Below are 15,935 nucleotides of genomic sequence, written 5' to 3'. Positions count from 1 at the left end.
AAAATACGGATGACACAGCCTGGCTGAAGCAGGCCAAGACGCCGTTGGGCGGCAGGTGAAACATGAAGCACCCCGGTATTATTGCTGTTATGGGTTTGAATCGAGCTTAGCCTTGTTCATTTTTTTACACAACACCCCCGTAAAAAATACAACACGGCCCGCTCAAGCCTGCGAGTCCCAAGCCTCTCAAACCCAAAAAACCGCCCCAAAAAGCCCCAAAAAAGCCTTCACGGCGCTTTTTTAGGGCAAAAAAGGCCTCGCTTGACTTCGGCATGCCGTTCGGGTTGACTGAAACCAGAAAAGATCAATGATTGATATTTTTAACAACAAAGGTGTTGCATCATGTCGGTACCCCCGCGTGCCGTTCAGCTTAACGAAGCGAACGCGTTCCTTAAGGATCATCCTGAGGTTCTGTACGTAGACCTTCTAATTGCGGATATGAATGGTGTGGTGCGCGGCAAGCGCATCGAACGCACCAGCCTCCACAAGGTTTACGAGAAGGGCATTAACCTGCCTGCCTCTTTATTTGCCCTGGATATCAACGGCTCTACGGTGGAAAGCACCGGCCTGGGCCTGGACATCGGTGATGCTGACCGAATCTGTTATCCGATCCCCGACACCCTGTGCAATGAACCCTGGCAAAAGCGCCCCACCGCGCAACTGCTGATGACCATGCACGAACTTGAAGGTGAACCTTTCTTCGCCGATCCGCGCGAAGTGCTCCGCCAAGTTGTAAGCAAATTCGACGACCTCGGTCTGACCATCTGCGCCGCCTTCGAGCTTGAGTTCTACCTGATCGACCAGGAGAACGTGAACGGCCGCCCACAACCGCCCCGCTCGCCGATCTCCGGCAAACGCCCGCACTCGACACAGGTCTACCTGATCGACGACCTCGACGAATATGTCGACTGCCTCCAGGACGTCCTGGAAGGTGCGAAAGAACAAGGCATCCCGGCCGACGCCATCGTCAAGGAAAGTGCCCCGGCGCAGTTCGAAGTGAACCTGCACCACGTGGCCGACCCGATCAAGGCCTGCGACTACGCGGTACTGCTCAAGCGCCTGATCAAGAACATCGCCTACGACCATGAGATGGACACCACCTTCATGGCCAAGCCGTATCCGGGCCAGGCAGGCAACGGTTTGCACGTACACATCTCGATCCTGGACAAAGACGGCAAGAACATTTTTGCCAGCGAGGATCCCGAGCAGAACGCCGCATTGCGTCACGCGATCGGCGGTGTGCTCGAGACCCTGCCCGCCCAGATGGCGTTCCTGTGCCCCAACGTCAACTCCTACCGTCGTTTCGGCGCACAGTTCTACGTGCCGAACTCGCCGTGCTGGGGCCTGGACAACCGTACCGTGGCGATTCGCGTACCGACCGGCTCGTCCGATGCCGTACGTATCGAACACCGCGTGGCCGGCGCCGACGCCAACCCTTACCTGCTGATGGCTTCGGTCCTGGCAGGCGTGCACCACGGCCTGACCAACAAGATCGAGCCTGGCGCACCAGTGGAAGGCAACAGCTACGAGCAAAACGAGCAAAGCCTGCCGAACAACCTGCGCGATGCATTACGCGAGTTGGACGACAGCGAGGTGATGGCCAAGTACATCGATCCTAAATACATCGATATCTTCGTAGCGTGTAAGGAAAGTGAGCTGGAAGAGTTCGAACACTCCATCTCCGACCTTGAGTACAACTGGTACCTGCATACCGTGTAAGCGGTTGCGACTGTAAATGTGGCGAGCAGGCTTGTTGTGGCAAGCCCGCTCGCCACAACAAGCCTGCTCGCCACAACAAACTCGCTCACCACAAAAGCCCTCGCCCCAGGTATGGATCATCTTCAGGCTCTGCGTACAATGCCCGCTGCCTTGTAGGAGACTTCCATGACCACCCGCCCCGCCGCCCTTCGCAAACCCCGCGCCCGCAGTCAGGCCCGGATCGACGCGATCCTCGACGCCGCCCGCACCTTGCTGGCTGCCGAAGGCGTGGCGGGTTTGTCGATCTACGGCGTGGCCGAGCGGGCGCAGATTCCGCCGTCGTCGGTGTATCACTTCTTCGCCAGTGTGCCGGCGCTGTTGGAAGCTCTGACCGCCGATGTGCATGCCGCTTTCCGGGCGGCGATTCAGGCGCCCATCGACCACGACTCACTCAAGCATTGGCGCGACCTGTCCTGCATCGTCGAACAGCGCATGCTCAGCATCTACGAGCACGACGCCGCCGCCCGCCAGTTGATCCTGGCCCAGCATGGGCTGACCGAAGTGACCCAGGCGGATCGTCAGCATGATCTGGAGCTGGGAGATTTGATGCTCGCGGTGTTCAACCGCCACTTCGAAGTGCCGACGCTACCGAAGGATGTGGATGTATTTGCCCTGGCGTTGGAGCTGAGCGACCGAGTGTATGCGCGCTCGGTGCATCAGCATGGGCTGATCACACCGCGCATGGCGGAGGAAGGGATGCGGGTGTTTGATGCCTATGTAGGGCTGTACCTGCCGCCCTATCTGCCCAAGCGTTAATTTTGTGGGGGCTGGGCCGGCCTCATCGGGGGCAAGCCCCCTCCCACACTTTGATTTGTGAATACATTCAGAATGTGGGAGGGGGCTTGCCCCCGATGGCGGTCTCAAGCGTGATCACAACTTGGCGATCGACACCTCGGTGGATTTCACGAAGGCAATCACTTCGCTGCCAATCACCAGCTCCAGCTCTTTGACCGAGCGGGTGGTGATCACGGAAGTGACGATGCCGGACGCGGTCTGCACGTCGATTTCCGACAGCACGTCGCCTTCGACGATTTCCTTGATGGTGCCTTTGAACTGGTTACGCACGTTGATGGCTTTAATAGTCATGGTGTTCTTCCTTCAGGGGACGAGTGAGTTATTGAGCCCAACGCAATTGCGTAGGCAGCGGTGAAACAGGTTCGGGTTCCGGTGGCGAGCCGGGCAACGACAGCACACGGTTGAGCACTTCAGCTTCCAACGCGGCCAGGCGATGTGAGCCCCGTGCACGCGGGCGTGGCAGGTCGACGATCAGGTCGAGGCCGATTTCGCCGTCTTCGATCAGGATGACGCGGTCGGCAATTGCCACGGCTTCGCTGACATCGTGGGTTACCAGCAACACGGTGAAGCCATGCTTCTGCCACAGGTTTTCGATCAGTTGCTGCATCTCGATGCGGGTCAGGGCATCCAGCGCCCCCAGCGGCTCATCCAGCAACAGCAGGCGCGGTTGGTGGATCAGCGCACGAGCCAGGGCCACGCGTTGCTTCTGCCCACCGGACAGCGCCGCCGGCCACTCGTTGGCACGTTCAGCCAGGCCGACCGCCTCCAGGGCTTCCAACGCTTTGGGGCGCCAATCGCCTTTAAGGCCAAGGCCGACGTTGTCGATGATCTTTTTCCATGGCAACAGGCGCGCTTCCTGGAACATCAACCGCGTGTCTTCAAGCGCTTCGCTCAGCGGTGCGGAACCGGCCAGCAGCTCGCCGCCGCTGGCTTTGTCCAGCCCGGCCAGCAGGCGCAGCAAGGTACTTTTGCCGCAGCCACTGCGGCCGACCACCGCCACGAATTGGCCGGCAGGTATGTGCAGGTCAATCTCCTTGAGCACTTCCCGTGCGCCAAAGGCCTTGCGCAACTTGCGTACCGCCAGGGGGATGCCCTTGAGCAGGCGCGGAGGTTGTTGAGCTGTCATGCCGCACCTCCTTTATTCACTTGATAGGCCGGGTGCCAGCGCAGCCACACACGCTCCAGGCCACGAGCAGCCAGATCGGCGAGTTTGCCGAGGATGGCGTACATCACGATAGCCAACACCACCACGTCGGTTTGCAGGAATTCACGGGCGTTCATCGCCAGGTAGCCGATGCCGGAGCTGGCCGATATCGTTTCCGCCACGATCAGCGTCAGCCACATGAAGCCCAGGGCAAAGCGCACACCCACCAGGATCGACGGCAGCGCACCCGGCAGGATCACCTGGCGGAACAGGCTGAACCCGGACAAGCCGTAGCTGCGCGACATCTCCACCAACGCCGGGTCGACATTGCGGATGCCGTGGTAGGTATTCAGGTAGATCGGGAACAGCGTGCCGAGGGCAACCAGGAAAATCTTCGCCGTCTCATCAATGCCGAACCACAGGATCACCAGCGGAATCAGCGCCAGGTGCGGCACGTTGCGGATCATCTGCACCGAACTGTCCAGCAGGCGTTCGCCCCACTTCGACAAGCCAGTGATAAAGCCCAGGACCAGGCCGATGCTGCCGCCGATCAAAAACCCCAGGCCGGCACGCCAGCCACTGATCGCCAGGTGCGTCCAGATCTCACCGCTGGCGACCAGATGCACGCCGGCAGCAATCACGGCACTGGGCGCCGGCAGGATACGGGTCGACAACCACCCCGCCGACACCGACAACTGCCACACCGCGAGCAATAGCACCGGCAGTACCCAGGGCGCCACGCGGTGGCTTAGTTTTTCATAGCTCATGGGGCGGCCTCAGCTCTGTGACGCAGCTTTGGGAAGGATATCGTTGGCGACCATCTCGCCGAACGGGCTGACGTAGCCGGCGCTTTTCGGCAGCTCGGGTCGCTCGATATCCAAGTGAGGGAACAGCAATTCGGCAACGCGATACGACTCTTCCAGGTGTGGATAACCGGAGAAAATAAACGTGTCGATACCCAGCGCGGCGTACTCCTTGACGCGTGCCGCCACGGTCGGGCCATCGCCCACCAGCGCCGTCCCCGCACCGCCACGCACCAGGCCAACGCCGGCCCACAGATTGGGGCTGACTTCGAGGTTGTCGCGGTTGCCGCCATGCAACGCGGCCATGCGTTGCTGGCCGACAGAATCAAAGCGTGCCAAAGAGGCCTGGGCACGGGCGATGGTGTCGTCATCCAGGTGGGAGATCAGTTTGTCGGCGGCCTTCCATGCTTCTTCGTTGGTTTCACGCACGATCACATGCAGGCGGATACCAAAGCGCACGGTACGCCCGAGCTTGGCGGCCTTGGCGCGTACCTGTTCGATTTTTTCCGCGACAGCGGCCGGTGGTTCACCCCAGGTCAACACCATTTCCACCTGCTCGGCTGCCAGGTCCTGGGCCGCTTCGGAGGAGCCGCCGAAGTACAGTGGCGGACGCGGTTGCTGGATCGGCGGGTAAAGCAGCTTGGCGCCTTTGACGCTGATGTGTTCGCCGTCGTAATCCACGGTCTCGCCTTCCTGCACACGGCGCCAGATGCGGGTGAATTCCACCGAGGCCTGGTAGCGCTCTTCATGGCTGAGGAACAAGCCGTCGCCGGCCAATTCTTCCGGATCGCCGCCGGTCACCAGGTTGAACAACGCACGGCCACCGGACAGACGATCCAGGGTCGCGGCCTGACGCGCAGCCACCGTCGGGGAAATGATCCCGGGGCGCAGCGCGACAAGGAATTTCAAGCGCTGGGTCACCGGGATCAGCGAAGCGGCCACCAGCCACGAGTCTTCGCAGGAGCGCCCGGTCGGGATCAGCACCCCACCGAAGCCCAGGCGATCGGCGGCCTGGGCCACTTGCTGCAGATAACCGTGGTCAACGGCGCGAGCGCCTTCGGCGGTGCCAAGGTAATGGCCGTCGCCGTGGGTAGGCAGGAACCAGAAAATATTGAGGCTCATGGAGTTGTCTCCTGAAGAAGTCGGATTACGGCGCGTTGGCAACGGCGGCGGGTGGCGTCCAGATCACGTCCTTGATGCTCAAGGGTTTGGGGATCAATTTGAGTTGGTAGAAGCTGTCGGCGATTTTCTGCTGGGCGGCGACCACTTCCGGGGTCAGGAACAGCGCGCCGTAGCCCTGGCGTTTTACCGAGGTCAGGGTGATGTCAGCCGGCAGACCGAGCAGCGGTGCGACTTGTTCGGTGACTTCCTGGGGGTTGGCCTTGGACCATTCGCCCACGGCGCGCACTTCTTCCACCAGCGCCTTGATCACTTGCGGGTGTTGTTCGGCATACGGTTTGGTCGCCAGGTAGAACTGATGGTTGTCGGCGATGCCGGTGCCGTCACGCAGGGTGCGGGCCTGCAGTTGTTTCTCGGCGGCGGCCTGGTACGGGTCCCAGATCACCCAGGCGTCCACACTGCCACGCTCGAAAGCGGCACGGGCATCGGCGGGCGGCAGGAATACGGTTTGCACATCGGTGTATTTCAGGCCGGCATCTTCCAGGGCCCGCACCAGCAGGTAGTGCACGTTGGAGCCTTTGTTGAGCACGATCTTCTTGCCCTTGAGCTCGGCCACGGATTTGATCGGTGAGTCTTTCGGCACCAGGATCGCTTCGCTGGTCGGCGCCGGTGGTTCGTAGGCCACGTAGAGCAGGTCGGCACCGGCAGCCTGGGCGAACACCGGCGGGGTTTCGCCGGTCACGCCAAAGTCGATGGAGCCGACATTCAGGCCTTCAAGCAGCTGGGGGCCGCCAGGGAACTCGGTCCACTGGACATTCACGCCCTGGGCCGCCAGGCGTTTTTCCAGGGTGCCCTTGGCCTTGAGCAGCACCAACGTCCCGTATTTCTGATAGCCGATCCGCAGGGTCTCGGCCGCTTGAGCTTGAACAATGGCGCCGAAGGACACAGCCGCAGCAAACAGTGCGACCAGACCACGACGCAGGATGACAGTGCGCATGGCGCTCTCTCCAAAAATGCGATTAGGGGTTTTGGCTGCACCTGCTTGGCCGTTGGCGGCTGAGTAAGGTGAGTGTTTCGGTATATCAGTGAGGCTCAGATACTCCAGCGAGCACTCAACAAACGTTCGTTCAACACGTGGGGGTCCAGCGGTTTCGGGCGACGGGCCATGGCGCCGTACAGTGTTTCCAGGGCTTCGTGCAAACGCTGTTCGAGCACTGGCACCAACTGCGCCTGGGCACTGCCTTCGCCATACGCGATCTGGCTGTCTTCGGCAAAGATGCCGTGGAGCAATTCCTGAGCCTTCAGCGCCGACAGCACCGGCTTCAAGGCATAGTCCACCGCCAGCATGTGGGCGATGCTGCCGCCAGTGGCCATCGGCAACACGATCTTGTGGGCCAGGGCGCGTTCGGGCAGCAGGTCCAGCACGGTCTTCAGCGCGCCGGAGAACGAGGCCTTGTACACCGGCGTAGCGATCACCAGGCCGTCAGCGTTAGCCACTTGTTGCAACAGGTCGATGACCTTGGGGCTGTCGAAGCGCGCATGCAGCAGGTCCTCAGCCGGGAAGTCCCGTATCTGGTAACTCACCACTTCTACGCCTTTGTCTTGCAACCACTGACGGGTTTTATCCAGCAATACCCCGGAGCGGGAGCGCTGGCTGGGGCTGCCTCCAAGTGTTACGACCAACATGCAGGAATTCCTTGAGCAGGTGTCGGCGGTTCGCTGTGTGACGATGGCGCCAAGATGGAACAGACCTTATCAGCAGATTCATATATCTATAAATCTTATTTTTTCATTTGTTTATTCTTAAAATGCATATACCAGATATGAAATCGCAGCCGAAAAAAAAGGCCGTCGAAACGGCCTCAAAACCCCTGCTATGTGATCAGCGATTCGGTTGTGGTGTCAGGCGCAGGTACGGCTTCACCGCGCGATAGCCCTTCGGAAAGCGTCTCTTGATCTCTTCCTCATCCTTGAGCGAAGGCACGATCACCACCTCATCACCGTCCTGCCAGTTGGCGGGCGTGGCGACCTTGTGGCTGTCGGTGAGCTGCAACGAGTCGATGACCCGCAGGATCTCGTGGAAGTTGCGCCCGGTGCTGGCCGGGTAGGTAATGGTCAGGCGGATCTTCTTGTTCGGGTCGATCACGAACAAGGAACGCACGGTGAGGGTGTCACTGGCGTTGGGGTGGATCAGGTCGTAGAGGTCGGACACTTTGCGATCGGCGTCGGCCAGGATCGGGAAGTTGACAACAGTGTTCTGGGTTTCGTTGATGTCTTCGATCCACTTGTGGTGCGAATCCACCGGGTCGACCGACAGGGCGATGGCCTTGACGCCGCGCTTGGCGAATTCGTCCTTGAGCTTGGCGGTGAAACCCAGCTCGGTGGTGCACACCGGGGTGAAATCCGCCGGGTGGGAAAACAGCACACCCCAGCTATCGCCCAGCCATTCGTGGAAACGAATCGTGCCGGCGCTGGAATCCTGTTCGAAGTCGGGGGCGATATCGCCCAGTCTTAGGCTCATGGTGTGGCTCCTGGTGAGTGCTTATGGAGCCCACTGTGCATGGATTGTGGATTATTTAAAAAGAATAAATATCAATTTATCTAGATGATAAAGGAATATTAAAAATCTGTTCATTGGACGCGGGGGCAGACGAGGAGCAACATCGTTTTCAAGGTTCGAGAAGGCCTTGAGACGCTGTACAAAGAGGGGTCAGGAAGGGCCTGCGGGGGTTTGGCCCGACTTGAAAGCAAGACACCCTGCCCGGTGTTGCACCGGGCAGGGCTTTACAGGCTTACAACAGCGTCACGCTACTAGAACAGTGGCAGCGAGTAGCTGACGATCAGGCGGTTTTCGTCCTGGGAACGGGTGTTCGCCAGGTCGGTACGCCACATAGCGTTTTTCCAGGCAACACCAAGGTTTTTCAGCGGGCCTTCCGGAATCACATAGGCAACAGTGATGTCGCGCTCCCACTCGGATTGCCCAGTGGTTTCGGCACGGCCATTGTTGTTGGCGATGGTGTCGATGTCGCTACCTTTGAGGTAAACAACACCAGCGGTCAGGCCAGGTACACCGACTTTTGCGAAGTCATAAGCGTAGCGAGCTTGCCAGGTACGCTCGCCAGCGCGGGCGAACTTCTGGATCTGCATGTCGGTAGTGATGTAAGCCGACGAGCCGTCGCCCTGGTTCAACCAAGGGAAGTCGCTGCTACCATTGCTGACCTGGTAACCACCACCGAAGGTGTGACCGGCAACGGTGTACAGGAACAGGCCGCTGTACAGGTTGTTGTCGACCTTGCCTTTACCCGCGTTGAAGTTGTTGTAGTTACCGCTGGAGTAGTAAGCGGCAGTGTTGCCGTTCTTGCCATCGTCCGAGCTGTTGAAATAACGCAGGTCAGACTTCAGAACGCCTGGACCGATTGCCCAGTTGTGGGTCAGACCAAGGAAGTGCTGCTTGTAGAAATCTTCCAGATTGCCGTAGTAGTACTGGGCAGTCAGGTCTTTGGTCAGCTTGTAGTCACCACCGGCGTAGTAGAACTTGTTGCTGAACTTGCCGGCGTTGTAGTTGGAGCTACCGTTGGCGCCGCCAATCGACAGGTTTTCGTTATTGCTGGAGTTACGGCCCTTGGCCTTTTCCACCTGACCGGCCACCAAGGTCAAATCCTTGATGTCGTTGGTGGTGATCTGGCCACCTTGGAAGGTTTGCGGCAGCAGACGACCATCGTTGGTCACGATAACCGGCAGTTTTGGCTGCAGGGTGCCCAACTTCAGTTCGGTCTGGGAGATCTTCACCTTACCGGTCACGCCCAGGCTGGCGTAATCGTGGACAGCTTTGTTGCCGTCGCTTGGGAAGATGGTACCGCCCGAAGCAGTGCCAGTGTAGTTACCGTGATCAGCACGGCTCGAATCCAGACGCACGCCGTACAGACCGATCGCGTCAACACCGAACTGCACAGTACCTTGGGTGTAACCCGAGATGAAACGTAGATCGAAGCCTTGGCCCCATTCAGCGTTTTTGCTACGCGTGTTGGACGTGGCGTTAGGGTGACCGTCACGGTTATCGGTGTTGATGTAGAAGTTACGCAGCCCCAGTGTTGCCTTACTGTCTTCGATGAAACCGGCGGAGTTTGCCTGCTGGGCAATCGCAGCCAAAGCTACGGCCAACGCCAATGTTGACTTCTTCATGTACCGCTCCTCTCATTTCTAATTTTTGTATTTCTTTGGTCTCGGGTCTGACGCCCTCGATCCACAGATGCGCGATTAGCGCCAGATAGTGACCACCAAGTCAATCGTAACCTTGTGTGTCTACTACCTTCGTCTAATCGCAGTTGATTTGGTCCCTGCAGGGTAATGAGTTTTTCATACACCCAAAAAGAATTATTTCATTCTTTTTCATACGATTCGGGAATAAGCCTTTGCATGACGCGAACCCGTCAGAGTAGACGAACCGCTTCACAAGCTAATTCCTAAAGGGTATTTGTTAGCACTTTTTTAGATCGATTAGTGTGGCCGTAAGGTTGCATACGTCACCCACGATCAAAAAGGCGACGCCATCATGGCCAAACGCATATCCTCCCGTCAATTTGTTACAGTTTTTGTGTCACTAATAGTTTCTTTTGGTGTCAAAGCGGCCGATTTGCCCATCGGCTAGAAAATTGCCTGGCGCCATTCAACAGTGGGCCGGAAGTCGTAACCGCCATCGCCTCGGGCGACGTGCAAATCGGCAACCTCGGTTCCAGCGCCGCTGCCGCAGCGGCATCACGGAATCTATCCATCGTCGCGTTCATCGTATCGGCCCAGATCAATACTTCTGAAGCATCGGTGGTGCGTAAGGACAGCCACATTGACGCACCCAAGGATTTGTTCGGTAAAACCATCGCGACGCCGTTTGTCTCAACCTCTCATTAGTAGATTCGAAACCGCTGCAGAAAATCGCGAAAATGACAGGCACCGACGCCGCAGACATTCATGAGCTGCTAGCCGGCACGACATTCCCGGATGCCCAGGCACAACAAACCGATACGCTGCCAAAAGGCGGCACGGCGAAGGCGATCGGGGAGACGGCGCAGCTCTTGGAGTAACAGGGAAAGGTCGAGGTAGTGCTGCCGGATGACTCGGCCTTCGTGACCGACAAATTCGTCAAGCCCTGCACCCTGTAGGAGCCGGTTAACCGGCTCCTACAGGGTGTGGGTTACAGGGCCTTCTCGAAGATCTTCGAATTACGCTGATAGTTGTACAGCGACGCCCGCGCCGACGGCAGGCGGTCGACACTGCTCGGCACAAACCCCCGCTCACGGAACCAGTGCGCGGTGCGGGTGGTGAGGACAAACAAGGTCTTCAACCCCTGCGCCCGGGCACGGGCCTGGATGCGCTCCAGCAACACATCGCCACGAGCGCCATGGCGATATTCCGGGTTCACTGCCAGGCAAGCCAGCTCTCCCGCGTCCGAATCGGCGATCTGATACAGCGCTGCACAGGCGATGATCATGCCTTCGCGCTCCACCACGCTGAACTGCTCGATCTCACGTTCCAGCACTTCCCGCGAACGGCGTACCAGGATGCCCTGCTCTTCCAGCGGGCTGATCAGGTCGAGCAAACCGCCGACATCCTCAATCGCCGCTTCGCGCACCTGCTCGAATTGCTCCTGGGCCACCAGCGTACCGCCGCCGTCCCGGGTAAACAGCTCGGTGAGCAAGGCGCCGTCTTCGGCATAGCTGACAATATGGCTGCGCCCTACTCCACCCCGGCACGCTTCGGCGGCGGCATCGAGCAATTCGGCCTGATAGTTGGTTTTACCCAGGCGCTGCAGGTGAGCCGGCACCTGTTGCGGGCGCAGCTCGCGTACCAGGCGGCCGTTCTCATCGATCAAGCCCATATCGGCGCCAAACAGCAGCAGCTTGTCGGCGCCCAAGTCGATGGCGGCGCGGGTGGCGACGTCTTCGCAGGCCAGGTTGAAGATCTCACCGGTGGGCGAATACCCCAGCGGCGACAGCAACACGATGGAGCGCTCATCCAGCAAGCGATTGATACCCTTGCGGTCGACGCGGCGCACTTCGCCAGTGTGATGGTAGTCCACGCCTTCGAGTACACCGATCGGACGTGCCGTCACCAGGTTGCCGCTGGCAACGCGCAGGCGCGAGCCCTGCATCGGCGACGAGGCCATGTCCATCGACAGGCGCGCTTCGATGGCGATACGCAGATGGCCGACCGCGTCGATCACGCACTCCAGGGTTGCGGCATCGGTGATGCGCAAGCCTTCGTGGTAAGCCGGGGTCAGGCCCCGCGCTTCAAGGCGCGCTTCGATCTGTGGGCGCGAACCGTGGACCAGCACCAATCGCACACCCAGGCTGTGCAGCAGCACCAGGTCGTGGACGATATTGCCGAAGTTGGGATGTTCCACACCATCGCCAGGCAGCATGACCACAAAGGTACAGTCGCGGTGGGCATTGATGTAGGGGGACGCATGGCGAAGCCAGTTAACGTAGTCGGGCATAGAACCTGGGCCTGTAATAAAAAGCAGCCGAAAAAGGATGAATCGTGAAAGCGCACGGCGGGCTGATGGTTATCGTCGGAACAGGCTTGGCGACACGCTCACTCTCCTTCTATGTACGAACAGGCAGGGGTTAATTTATGCAGGTTTCAGGCAGTAATGTTCGATCAGTTCCCGCAATAGACGCACTGTAGGCGTCAAGCGTGACATTTCGAGGTATTCGCCCGGCTGGTGTGCGCAGGCGATGTCGCCGGGGCCGAGCACCAGGGTTTCACAACCAAGGCGCTGAAGATAAGGCGCTTCGGTGCCGAACGCTACTGCTTCGGCACGATGGCCGGTCAATCGTTCCGCCACCCGTACCAGTTCGGCATCTTCCGGTTGCTCGAACGGGGGTACTTCGGGGAACAGGGGCGCATAGTCAATCTTGACCTGATGGCGCTCGGCCACCGGCTGGAGCTTCTGGCGGATCGCATCGCGCAGCACCTGGGGGTCCATGCCCGGCAGTGGGCGCAGGTCGAACTCCAGGGAACACTGGCCGCAGATGCGGTTGGGGTTGTCGCCGCCGTGGATGCAACCGAAGTTCATGGTCGGTTGCGGCACGCTGAACTGAGGGTTGCGGTACTCGCGCTGCCAGGCCAGGCGCAGGCCGCGCAGTTCGCCGATGGCGTCGTGCATGGCTTCAAGCGCGCTGTGGCCCAGGCTCGGGTCCGACGAGTGGCCGCTTTGGCCAAGAATATCGATGCGTTCCATCATCACGCCTTTGTGCAGGCGGATCGGCTTGAGGCCGGTCGGCTCGCCGATCACCGCTGCGCGACCCAGCGGGCGGCCCGCTTCGGCCAGTGCGCGAGCACCGGACATGGAGCTTTCTTCATCACAGGTGGCGAGAATCAGCAGCGGCTGTTTGAACGGCTGATCCAGCAGCGGCAACACCGCTTCGATGGCCAGCGCGAAAAAGCCCTTCATGTCGCAGCTGCCCAATCCTACCCAACGGCCGTCAACTTCCGTCAGCTTGAGCGGGTCGGTCTTCCACAGCGCTGCGTCATAAGGGACGGTATCACTATGACCCGCCAGCACCAGGCCTCCGGGCCCACTGCCGTAACTGGCCAACAGGTTGAACTTGCCGGGGCTGACTGGCTGGATGTCGATGGCGAAACCCAGATCCCCCAGCCAAGCGGCGAGCAAGTCGATCACCGGGCGGTTGGTCTGGTCGAGAGACGCCTGGGTGCAGCTCACGGATGGCGCGGCAATCAACGCGGCAAACTGCTCTTTCATGGACGGTAACGGCATGCTCGGCCTCTCGACTTCCCGGATGAGCCTCACTATAGAGCCATCTGCACGACACAATAAACCGTTGCGGCGCGTTGCCGGGCTCAGTCCTGTACACTGCACGACCTTGGCAGCCACTCATTTCCCCGGCTGCGCTCCCGATCCTGGATGTTCCGGCCATGCAAAAAGAAACTGAAATCAAGCTCCGCGTCAGCCGCGAGACCCTCGCCGCGCTGCGTGAGCACCCGCTCCTGAAAAAACGCAACAAAAGTGGCTGGGAACGCCGTGAGTTGATGAACCAGTACTTCGACACCCCCGAGCGCGACCTGGCCCAGGCCAAAGTCGCCCTGCGCCTGCGCAAGGACGGTGACGACATCATCCAGACCCTCAAGACCCGCGGCCAGAGCGTCGCCGGCTTGTCGGAACGTAACGAATACAACTGGGAACTGCCTAAAGCCAAGCTCGACGTGAAGAAGCTCGACGGCGAATGCTGGCCCGAGCAACTGGCCGAGCTGGACAAAAAGACCCTCAAGCCGATCTTCACCACCGACTTCGTGCGTGAGCGCGCCGAAATCGCCTGGGGTCGCGGCAAGGCCAAGGTGGTGATCGAAGCCGCCCTGGATCTGGGCCACGTGGTGGTCGGCAAGCAGAAAGAAGAAATCTGCGAGCTGGAACTGGAACTGCGCGAAGGCGAACCGGCCGCCCTGCTGGAGTTGGCCGCCGAGCTGGCCGCGACCCTGGCGTTGATGCCGTGCGATATCAGCAAGGCCGAGCGCGGCTACCGCTTGTACGACGCCAGCAGCTACTCCCTGAGCCTGCCGGCGCCGCAGATCCACGCTGAAATGCCGCTGGACGATGCCTTCGCTGCGATCATGTGGCACCTGCTGGGCAGCAGCCAACGCCTGGCCGAGCAATACCGTTTCAATGGCCACTGGCGCCTGCTGCAAGACTGGGTCGACAACCTCGGCGAACTGCGGGCCCTGGTCGGCAGCCTTGGCCAGGCGGCACCGCGTCAGTCCACCAGCGAACTGCGCAGCGCGCTCGATGCCCTGCTGGAAGACTGGCGTCCACTGGTACAGGCCGGTGATGACGACGAGGACATCCGCAAAGCCGCACCGGAACAGTTCGCCGAAGAACTGGACGACGTGCGCTGGGGCCTGTTCTCACTGAACGCTTCACGCTGGCTGCTCGCCCGCAGCTGGACCGCCGACCGCACCGTGCGTGGCAACCGCCAGGGCGCCGCGCAAATCACCAACTGGCTGCCGCGCCTGCTGGCCGACGACGCTGTCGCCCTGCAACTGCCGCGCTACCAGCAACAGCCGGAAGACCTGGCCGAGCAACTGCCGCGTATCGAACGCATCCAGGCCTGGCTGCACCATGCGCGCCAGGTGGTCGACATTCCGGAACTGGACCGTCTGTACGGCGAGCTGAACAAGCTGGTGCAACTGGCCAACCAGCCGATTACCGATGAGTCGCTGGATGCGCGGATGCATCAGGCGATTGCGGTGTATCAGAACCGGGCGTGGAAGACTCTGCTGCGTCTGTAAGGACGCTATCACCAGCCTGTCAGCGCAATACTGGCAGGCTGGTGGTGGACTTGATCTCGGATAAAGCCACAATCGAATTAACCTCCTGAATCCCCGGCACCATCGACAGTTTCTCGAAGAAAAACCGCTCATACGCCTCGATGTCCGAGGTGACGATACGCAGCAGAAAGTCCACCGCCCCCATCAGCACATAACACTCCAGCACTTCCGGGAACCCGCGAATCGCATCGGTGAACTCGGTGAAGTTGGAGCGGCCGTGGGCGTTGAGTTTCACCTCGGCGAATATCTGCGTGTTGAGGCCGATCTTCTTGCGATCCAGCAAGGTCACCTGGCCACGAATCACGCCCTCTTCCTTGAGCCGTTGGATACGCCGCCAGCAAGGCGACTGGGACAGGCCGACCTGTTCGGCGATCTGCGCGCTGGAGAGCGAAGCGTCTTCTTGCAACAGGGCCAGGATACGGCGGTCGTAGGCGTCCAACTCGCTGTGCATATAAATACCCTCCATCGCACTTATTCTGAATTGATTGATTCGATTTTCGACAAATAAGGCCCATCTTAGATAAGAAATCTCCCGTCGCGAATGTAAAAATTTCTCCAGTCGAATCCGGAGCTTTCCCATGCATGCCGTCGAAACCAACCACCCCGCCACCCGCGTCGATGCGTGGGCCGTCAACAGCGCCCATTGCCAGGCCCATTACCACATCGTCGCCGAGGCGGAGCCCGACGTTGTGTGCCGGGTACTCAACTATTTCGCTCTGCAATTCCTCACGCCACAGCAGGTTACAGTCAACCGCGAAGAAGACCTGTTGAACATCGCCATCGTGATGGACGGCCTGAGCTGGCACCGCGCCCAGGTGATCGGTGAAAAGATTCGAAACCTGATCAGCGTGTGCACACTGGACGTGTGGTCGGCTGATTCCGTGGCGCCTCAGGCAGTGATGGCGGTTGCTCAGTAAGACCCTGCAATACACGCCGGGAGGAAGATATTCAGGGGCTGGCTAGCCTGGGATTTACGC

The 15,935-nt window shown here is 59.8% G+C and carries 15 protein-coding genes and 1 pseudogene; 5 read left to right on the top strand and 11 right to left on the bottom strand.

What is annotated here, in order from left to right; all coding sequences use genetic code 11:
- Positions 1-342 precede the first annotated feature (342 nt).
- Entirely contained in the window at positions 343-1,719 is a 1,377-nt protein-coding gene (locus tag BM110_RS20715; RefSeq protein WP_093514095.1) for a glutamine synthetase family protein, read from the top strand.
- A 165-nt stretch (positions 1,720-1,884) separates the two neighbouring features.
- Positions 1,885-2,514: a TetR/AcrR family transcriptional regulator gene (locus BM110_RS20710; RefSeq protein WP_092241804.1), complete on the top strand. Its 630-nt coding sequence runs from the start codon at positions 1,885-1,887 to the stop codon at positions 2,512-2,514.
- 114 nt (positions 2,515-2,628) lie between these two features.
- Here BM110_RS20710 and BM110_RS20705 read toward each other — a convergent pair whose 3' ends face one another.
- From BM110_RS20705 to BM110_RS20670, 8 genes are all read right to left on the bottom strand, one after another.
- Positions 2,629-2,844, bottom strand: a complete 216-nt coding sequence (locus tag BM110_RS20705) for a TOBE domain-containing protein (protein ID WP_003213899.1) — start codon at positions 2,842-2,844, stop codon at positions 2,629-2,631.
- 28 nt (positions 2,845-2,872) lie between these two features.
- Positions 2,873-3,679, bottom strand: a complete 807-nt coding sequence (ssuB, locus tag BM110_RS20700; protein ID WP_092241799.1) for an aliphatic sulfonates ABC transporter ATP-binding protein — start codon at positions 3,677-3,679, stop codon at positions 2,873-2,875.
- The gene (gene ssuC, locus BM110_RS20695; RefSeq protein ID WP_093514094.1) at positions 3,676-4,464 is read right to left on the bottom strand and encodes an aliphatic sulfonate ABC transporter permease SsuC; all 789 of its coding nucleotides are present in this window, start codon (positions 4,462-4,464) and stop codon (positions 3,676-3,678) included. Before ssuC ends, ssuB begins: the two co-directional genes overlap by 4 nt.
- 9 nt (positions 4,465-4,473) lie before the next feature.
- Positions 4,474-5,622, bottom strand: coding sequence for an FMNH2-dependent alkanesulfonate monooxygenase (gene ssuD / locus BM110_RS20690; protein WP_093514093.1), 1,149 nt, complete (start codon positions 5,620-5,622; stop codon positions 4,474-4,476).
- Positions 5,623-5,647: 25 nt separating this feature from the next.
- Complete coding sequence (locus BM110_RS20685) at positions 5,648-6,616, bottom strand: sulfonate ABC transporter substrate-binding protein (RefSeq protein ID WP_071490434.1); 969 nt, start codon at positions 6,614-6,616, stop codon at positions 5,648-5,650.
- Between the two features lie 95 nt (positions 6,617-6,711).
- On the bottom strand, positions 6,712-7,305 hold the full coding sequence (ssuE, locus tag BM110_RS20680; protein WP_058426479.1) for an NADPH-dependent FMN reductase: 594 nt from the start codon (positions 7,303-7,305) through the stop codon (positions 6,712-6,714).
- A 196-nt stretch (positions 7,306-7,501) separates the two neighbouring features.
- A complete protein-coding gene (locus BM110_RS20675; RefSeq protein WP_071490435.1) occupies positions 7,502-8,140 on the bottom strand; it encodes a peroxiredoxin in 639 nt (212 codons plus the stop codon).
- A 290-nt stretch (positions 8,141-8,430) separates the two neighbouring features.
- Positions 8,431-9,801 carry an OprD family porin gene (locus tag BM110_RS20670; protein WP_092241793.1) on the bottom strand — a complete coding sequence of 457 codons (1,371 nt, stop codon included), beginning with the start codon at positions 9,799-9,801 and terminating at the stop codon, positions 8,431-8,433.
- Between the two features lie 370 nt (positions 9,802-10,171).
- Here BM110_RS20670 and BM110_RS20665 point away from each other — a divergent pair.
- Positions 10,172-10,775, top strand: a pseudogene (locus BM110_RS20665) (ABC transporter substrate-binding protein).
- Positions 10,776-10,807: 32 nt separating this feature from the next.
- On the opposite strand, the gene argA reads toward BM110_RS20665, so the two are convergent.
- Together argA and argE are read right to left on the bottom strand one after the other, a co-directional pair.
- Complete coding sequence (gene argA / locus BM110_RS20660; protein ID WP_071490437.1) at positions 10,808-12,109, bottom strand: amino-acid N-acetyltransferase; 1,302 nt, start codon at positions 12,107-12,109, stop codon at positions 10,808-10,810.
- 135 nt (positions 12,110-12,244) lie between these two features.
- Complete coding sequence (gene argE, locus BM110_RS20655; RefSeq protein ID WP_071490438.1) at positions 12,245-13,393, bottom strand: acetylornithine deacetylase; 1,149 nt, start codon at positions 13,391-13,393, stop codon at positions 12,245-12,247.
- A gap of 158 nt (positions 13,394-13,551) precedes the next feature.
- Between argE and BM110_RS20650 the strand changes: the two genes are divergently transcribed.
- On the top strand, positions 13,552-14,919 hold the full coding sequence (locus BM110_RS20650) for a CYTH domain-containing protein (protein ID WP_092241790.1): 1,368 nt from the start codon (positions 13,552-13,554) through the stop codon (positions 14,917-14,919).
- A gap of 19 nt (positions 14,920-14,938) precedes the next feature.
- On the opposite strand, the gene BM110_RS20645 is transcribed toward BM110_RS20650, so the two are convergent.
- Positions 14,939-15,409 carry an Lrp/AsnC family transcriptional regulator gene (locus BM110_RS20645; protein WP_010207358.1) on the bottom strand — a complete coding sequence of 157 codons (471 nt, stop codon included), beginning with the start codon at positions 15,407-15,409 and terminating at the stop codon, positions 14,939-14,941.
- Positions 15,410-15,536: 127 nt separating this feature from the next.
- Here BM110_RS20645 and BM110_RS20640 point away from each other — a divergent pair, with 127 nt between their 5' ends.
- Complete coding sequence (locus BM110_RS20640; protein WP_092241787.1) at positions 15,537-15,875, top strand: hypothetical protein; 339 nt, start codon at positions 15,537-15,539, stop codon at positions 15,873-15,875.
- Positions 15,876-15,935 lie beyond the last annotated feature (60 nt).

This window comes from Pseudomonas sp. NFPP28 (genome assembly GCF_900115535.1).
GTDB lineage: Bacteria > Pseudomonadota > Gammaproteobacteria > Pseudomonadales > Pseudomonadaceae > Aquipseudomonas > Aquipseudomonas extremorientalis.
The sequence above is the reverse complement of the archived record's forward strand: the minus strand, read 5'-3'. Positions and strand labels throughout refer to the sequence as shown.

Excerpts from the sequence above, each read along its gene's own strand:
- BM110_RS20715 (WP_093514095.1), top strand. The coding sequence starts at position 343 with ATGTCGGTACCCCCGCGTGCCGTTCAGCTTAACGAAGCGAACGCGTTC.
- BM110_RS20710 (WP_092241804.1), top strand. The coding sequence starts at position 1,885 with ATGACCACCCGCCCCGCCGCCCTTCGCAAACCCCGCGCCCGCAGTCAG.
- BM110_RS20705 (WP_003213899.1), bottom strand. The coding sequence starts at position 2,844 with ATGACTATTAAAGCCATCAACGTGCGTAACCAGTTCAAAGGCACCATC.
- ssuB (WP_092241799.1), bottom strand. The coding sequence starts at position 3,679 with ATGACAGCTCAACAACCTCCGCGCCTGCTCAAGGGCATCCCCCTGGCG.
- ssuC (WP_093514094.1), bottom strand. The coding sequence starts at position 4,464 with ATGAGCTATGAAAAACTAAGCCACCGCGTGGCGCCCTGGGTACTGCCG.
- ssuD (WP_093514093.1), bottom strand. The coding sequence starts at position 5,622 with ATGAGCCTCAATATTTTCTGGTTCCTGCCTACCCACGGCGACGGCCAT.
- BM110_RS20685 (WP_071490434.1), bottom strand. The coding sequence starts at position 6,616 with ATGCGCACTGTCATCCTGCGTCGTGGTCTGGTCGCACTGTTTGCTGCG.
- ssuE (WP_058426479.1), bottom strand. The coding sequence starts at position 7,305 with ATGTTGGTCGTAACACTTGGAGGCAGCCCCAGCCAGCGCTCCCGCTCC.
- BM110_RS20675 (WP_071490435.1), bottom strand. The coding sequence starts at position 8,140 with ATGAGCCTAAGACTGGGCGATATCGCCCCCGACTTCGAACAGGATTCC.
- BM110_RS20670 (WP_092241793.1), bottom strand. The coding sequence starts at position 9,801 with ATGAAGAAGTCAACATTGGCGTTGGCCGTAGCTTTGGCTGCGATTGCC.
- argA (WP_071490437.1), bottom strand. The coding sequence starts at position 12,109 with ATGCCCGACTACGTTAACTGGCTTCGCCATGCGTCCCCCTACATCAAT.
- argE (WP_071490438.1), bottom strand. The coding sequence starts at position 13,393 with ATGCCGTTACCGTCCATGAAAGAGCAGTTTGCCGCGTTGATTGCCGCG.
- BM110_RS20650 (WP_092241790.1), top strand. The coding sequence starts at position 13,552 with ATGCAAAAAGAAACTGAAATCAAGCTCCGCGTCAGCCGCGAGACCCTC.
- BM110_RS20645 (WP_010207358.1), bottom strand. The coding sequence starts at position 15,409 with ATGCACAGCGAGTTGGACGCCTACGACCGCCGTATCCTGGCCCTGTTG.
- BM110_RS20640 (WP_092241787.1), top strand. The coding sequence starts at position 15,537 with ATGCATGCCGTCGAAACCAACCACCCCGCCACCCGCGTCGATGCGTGG.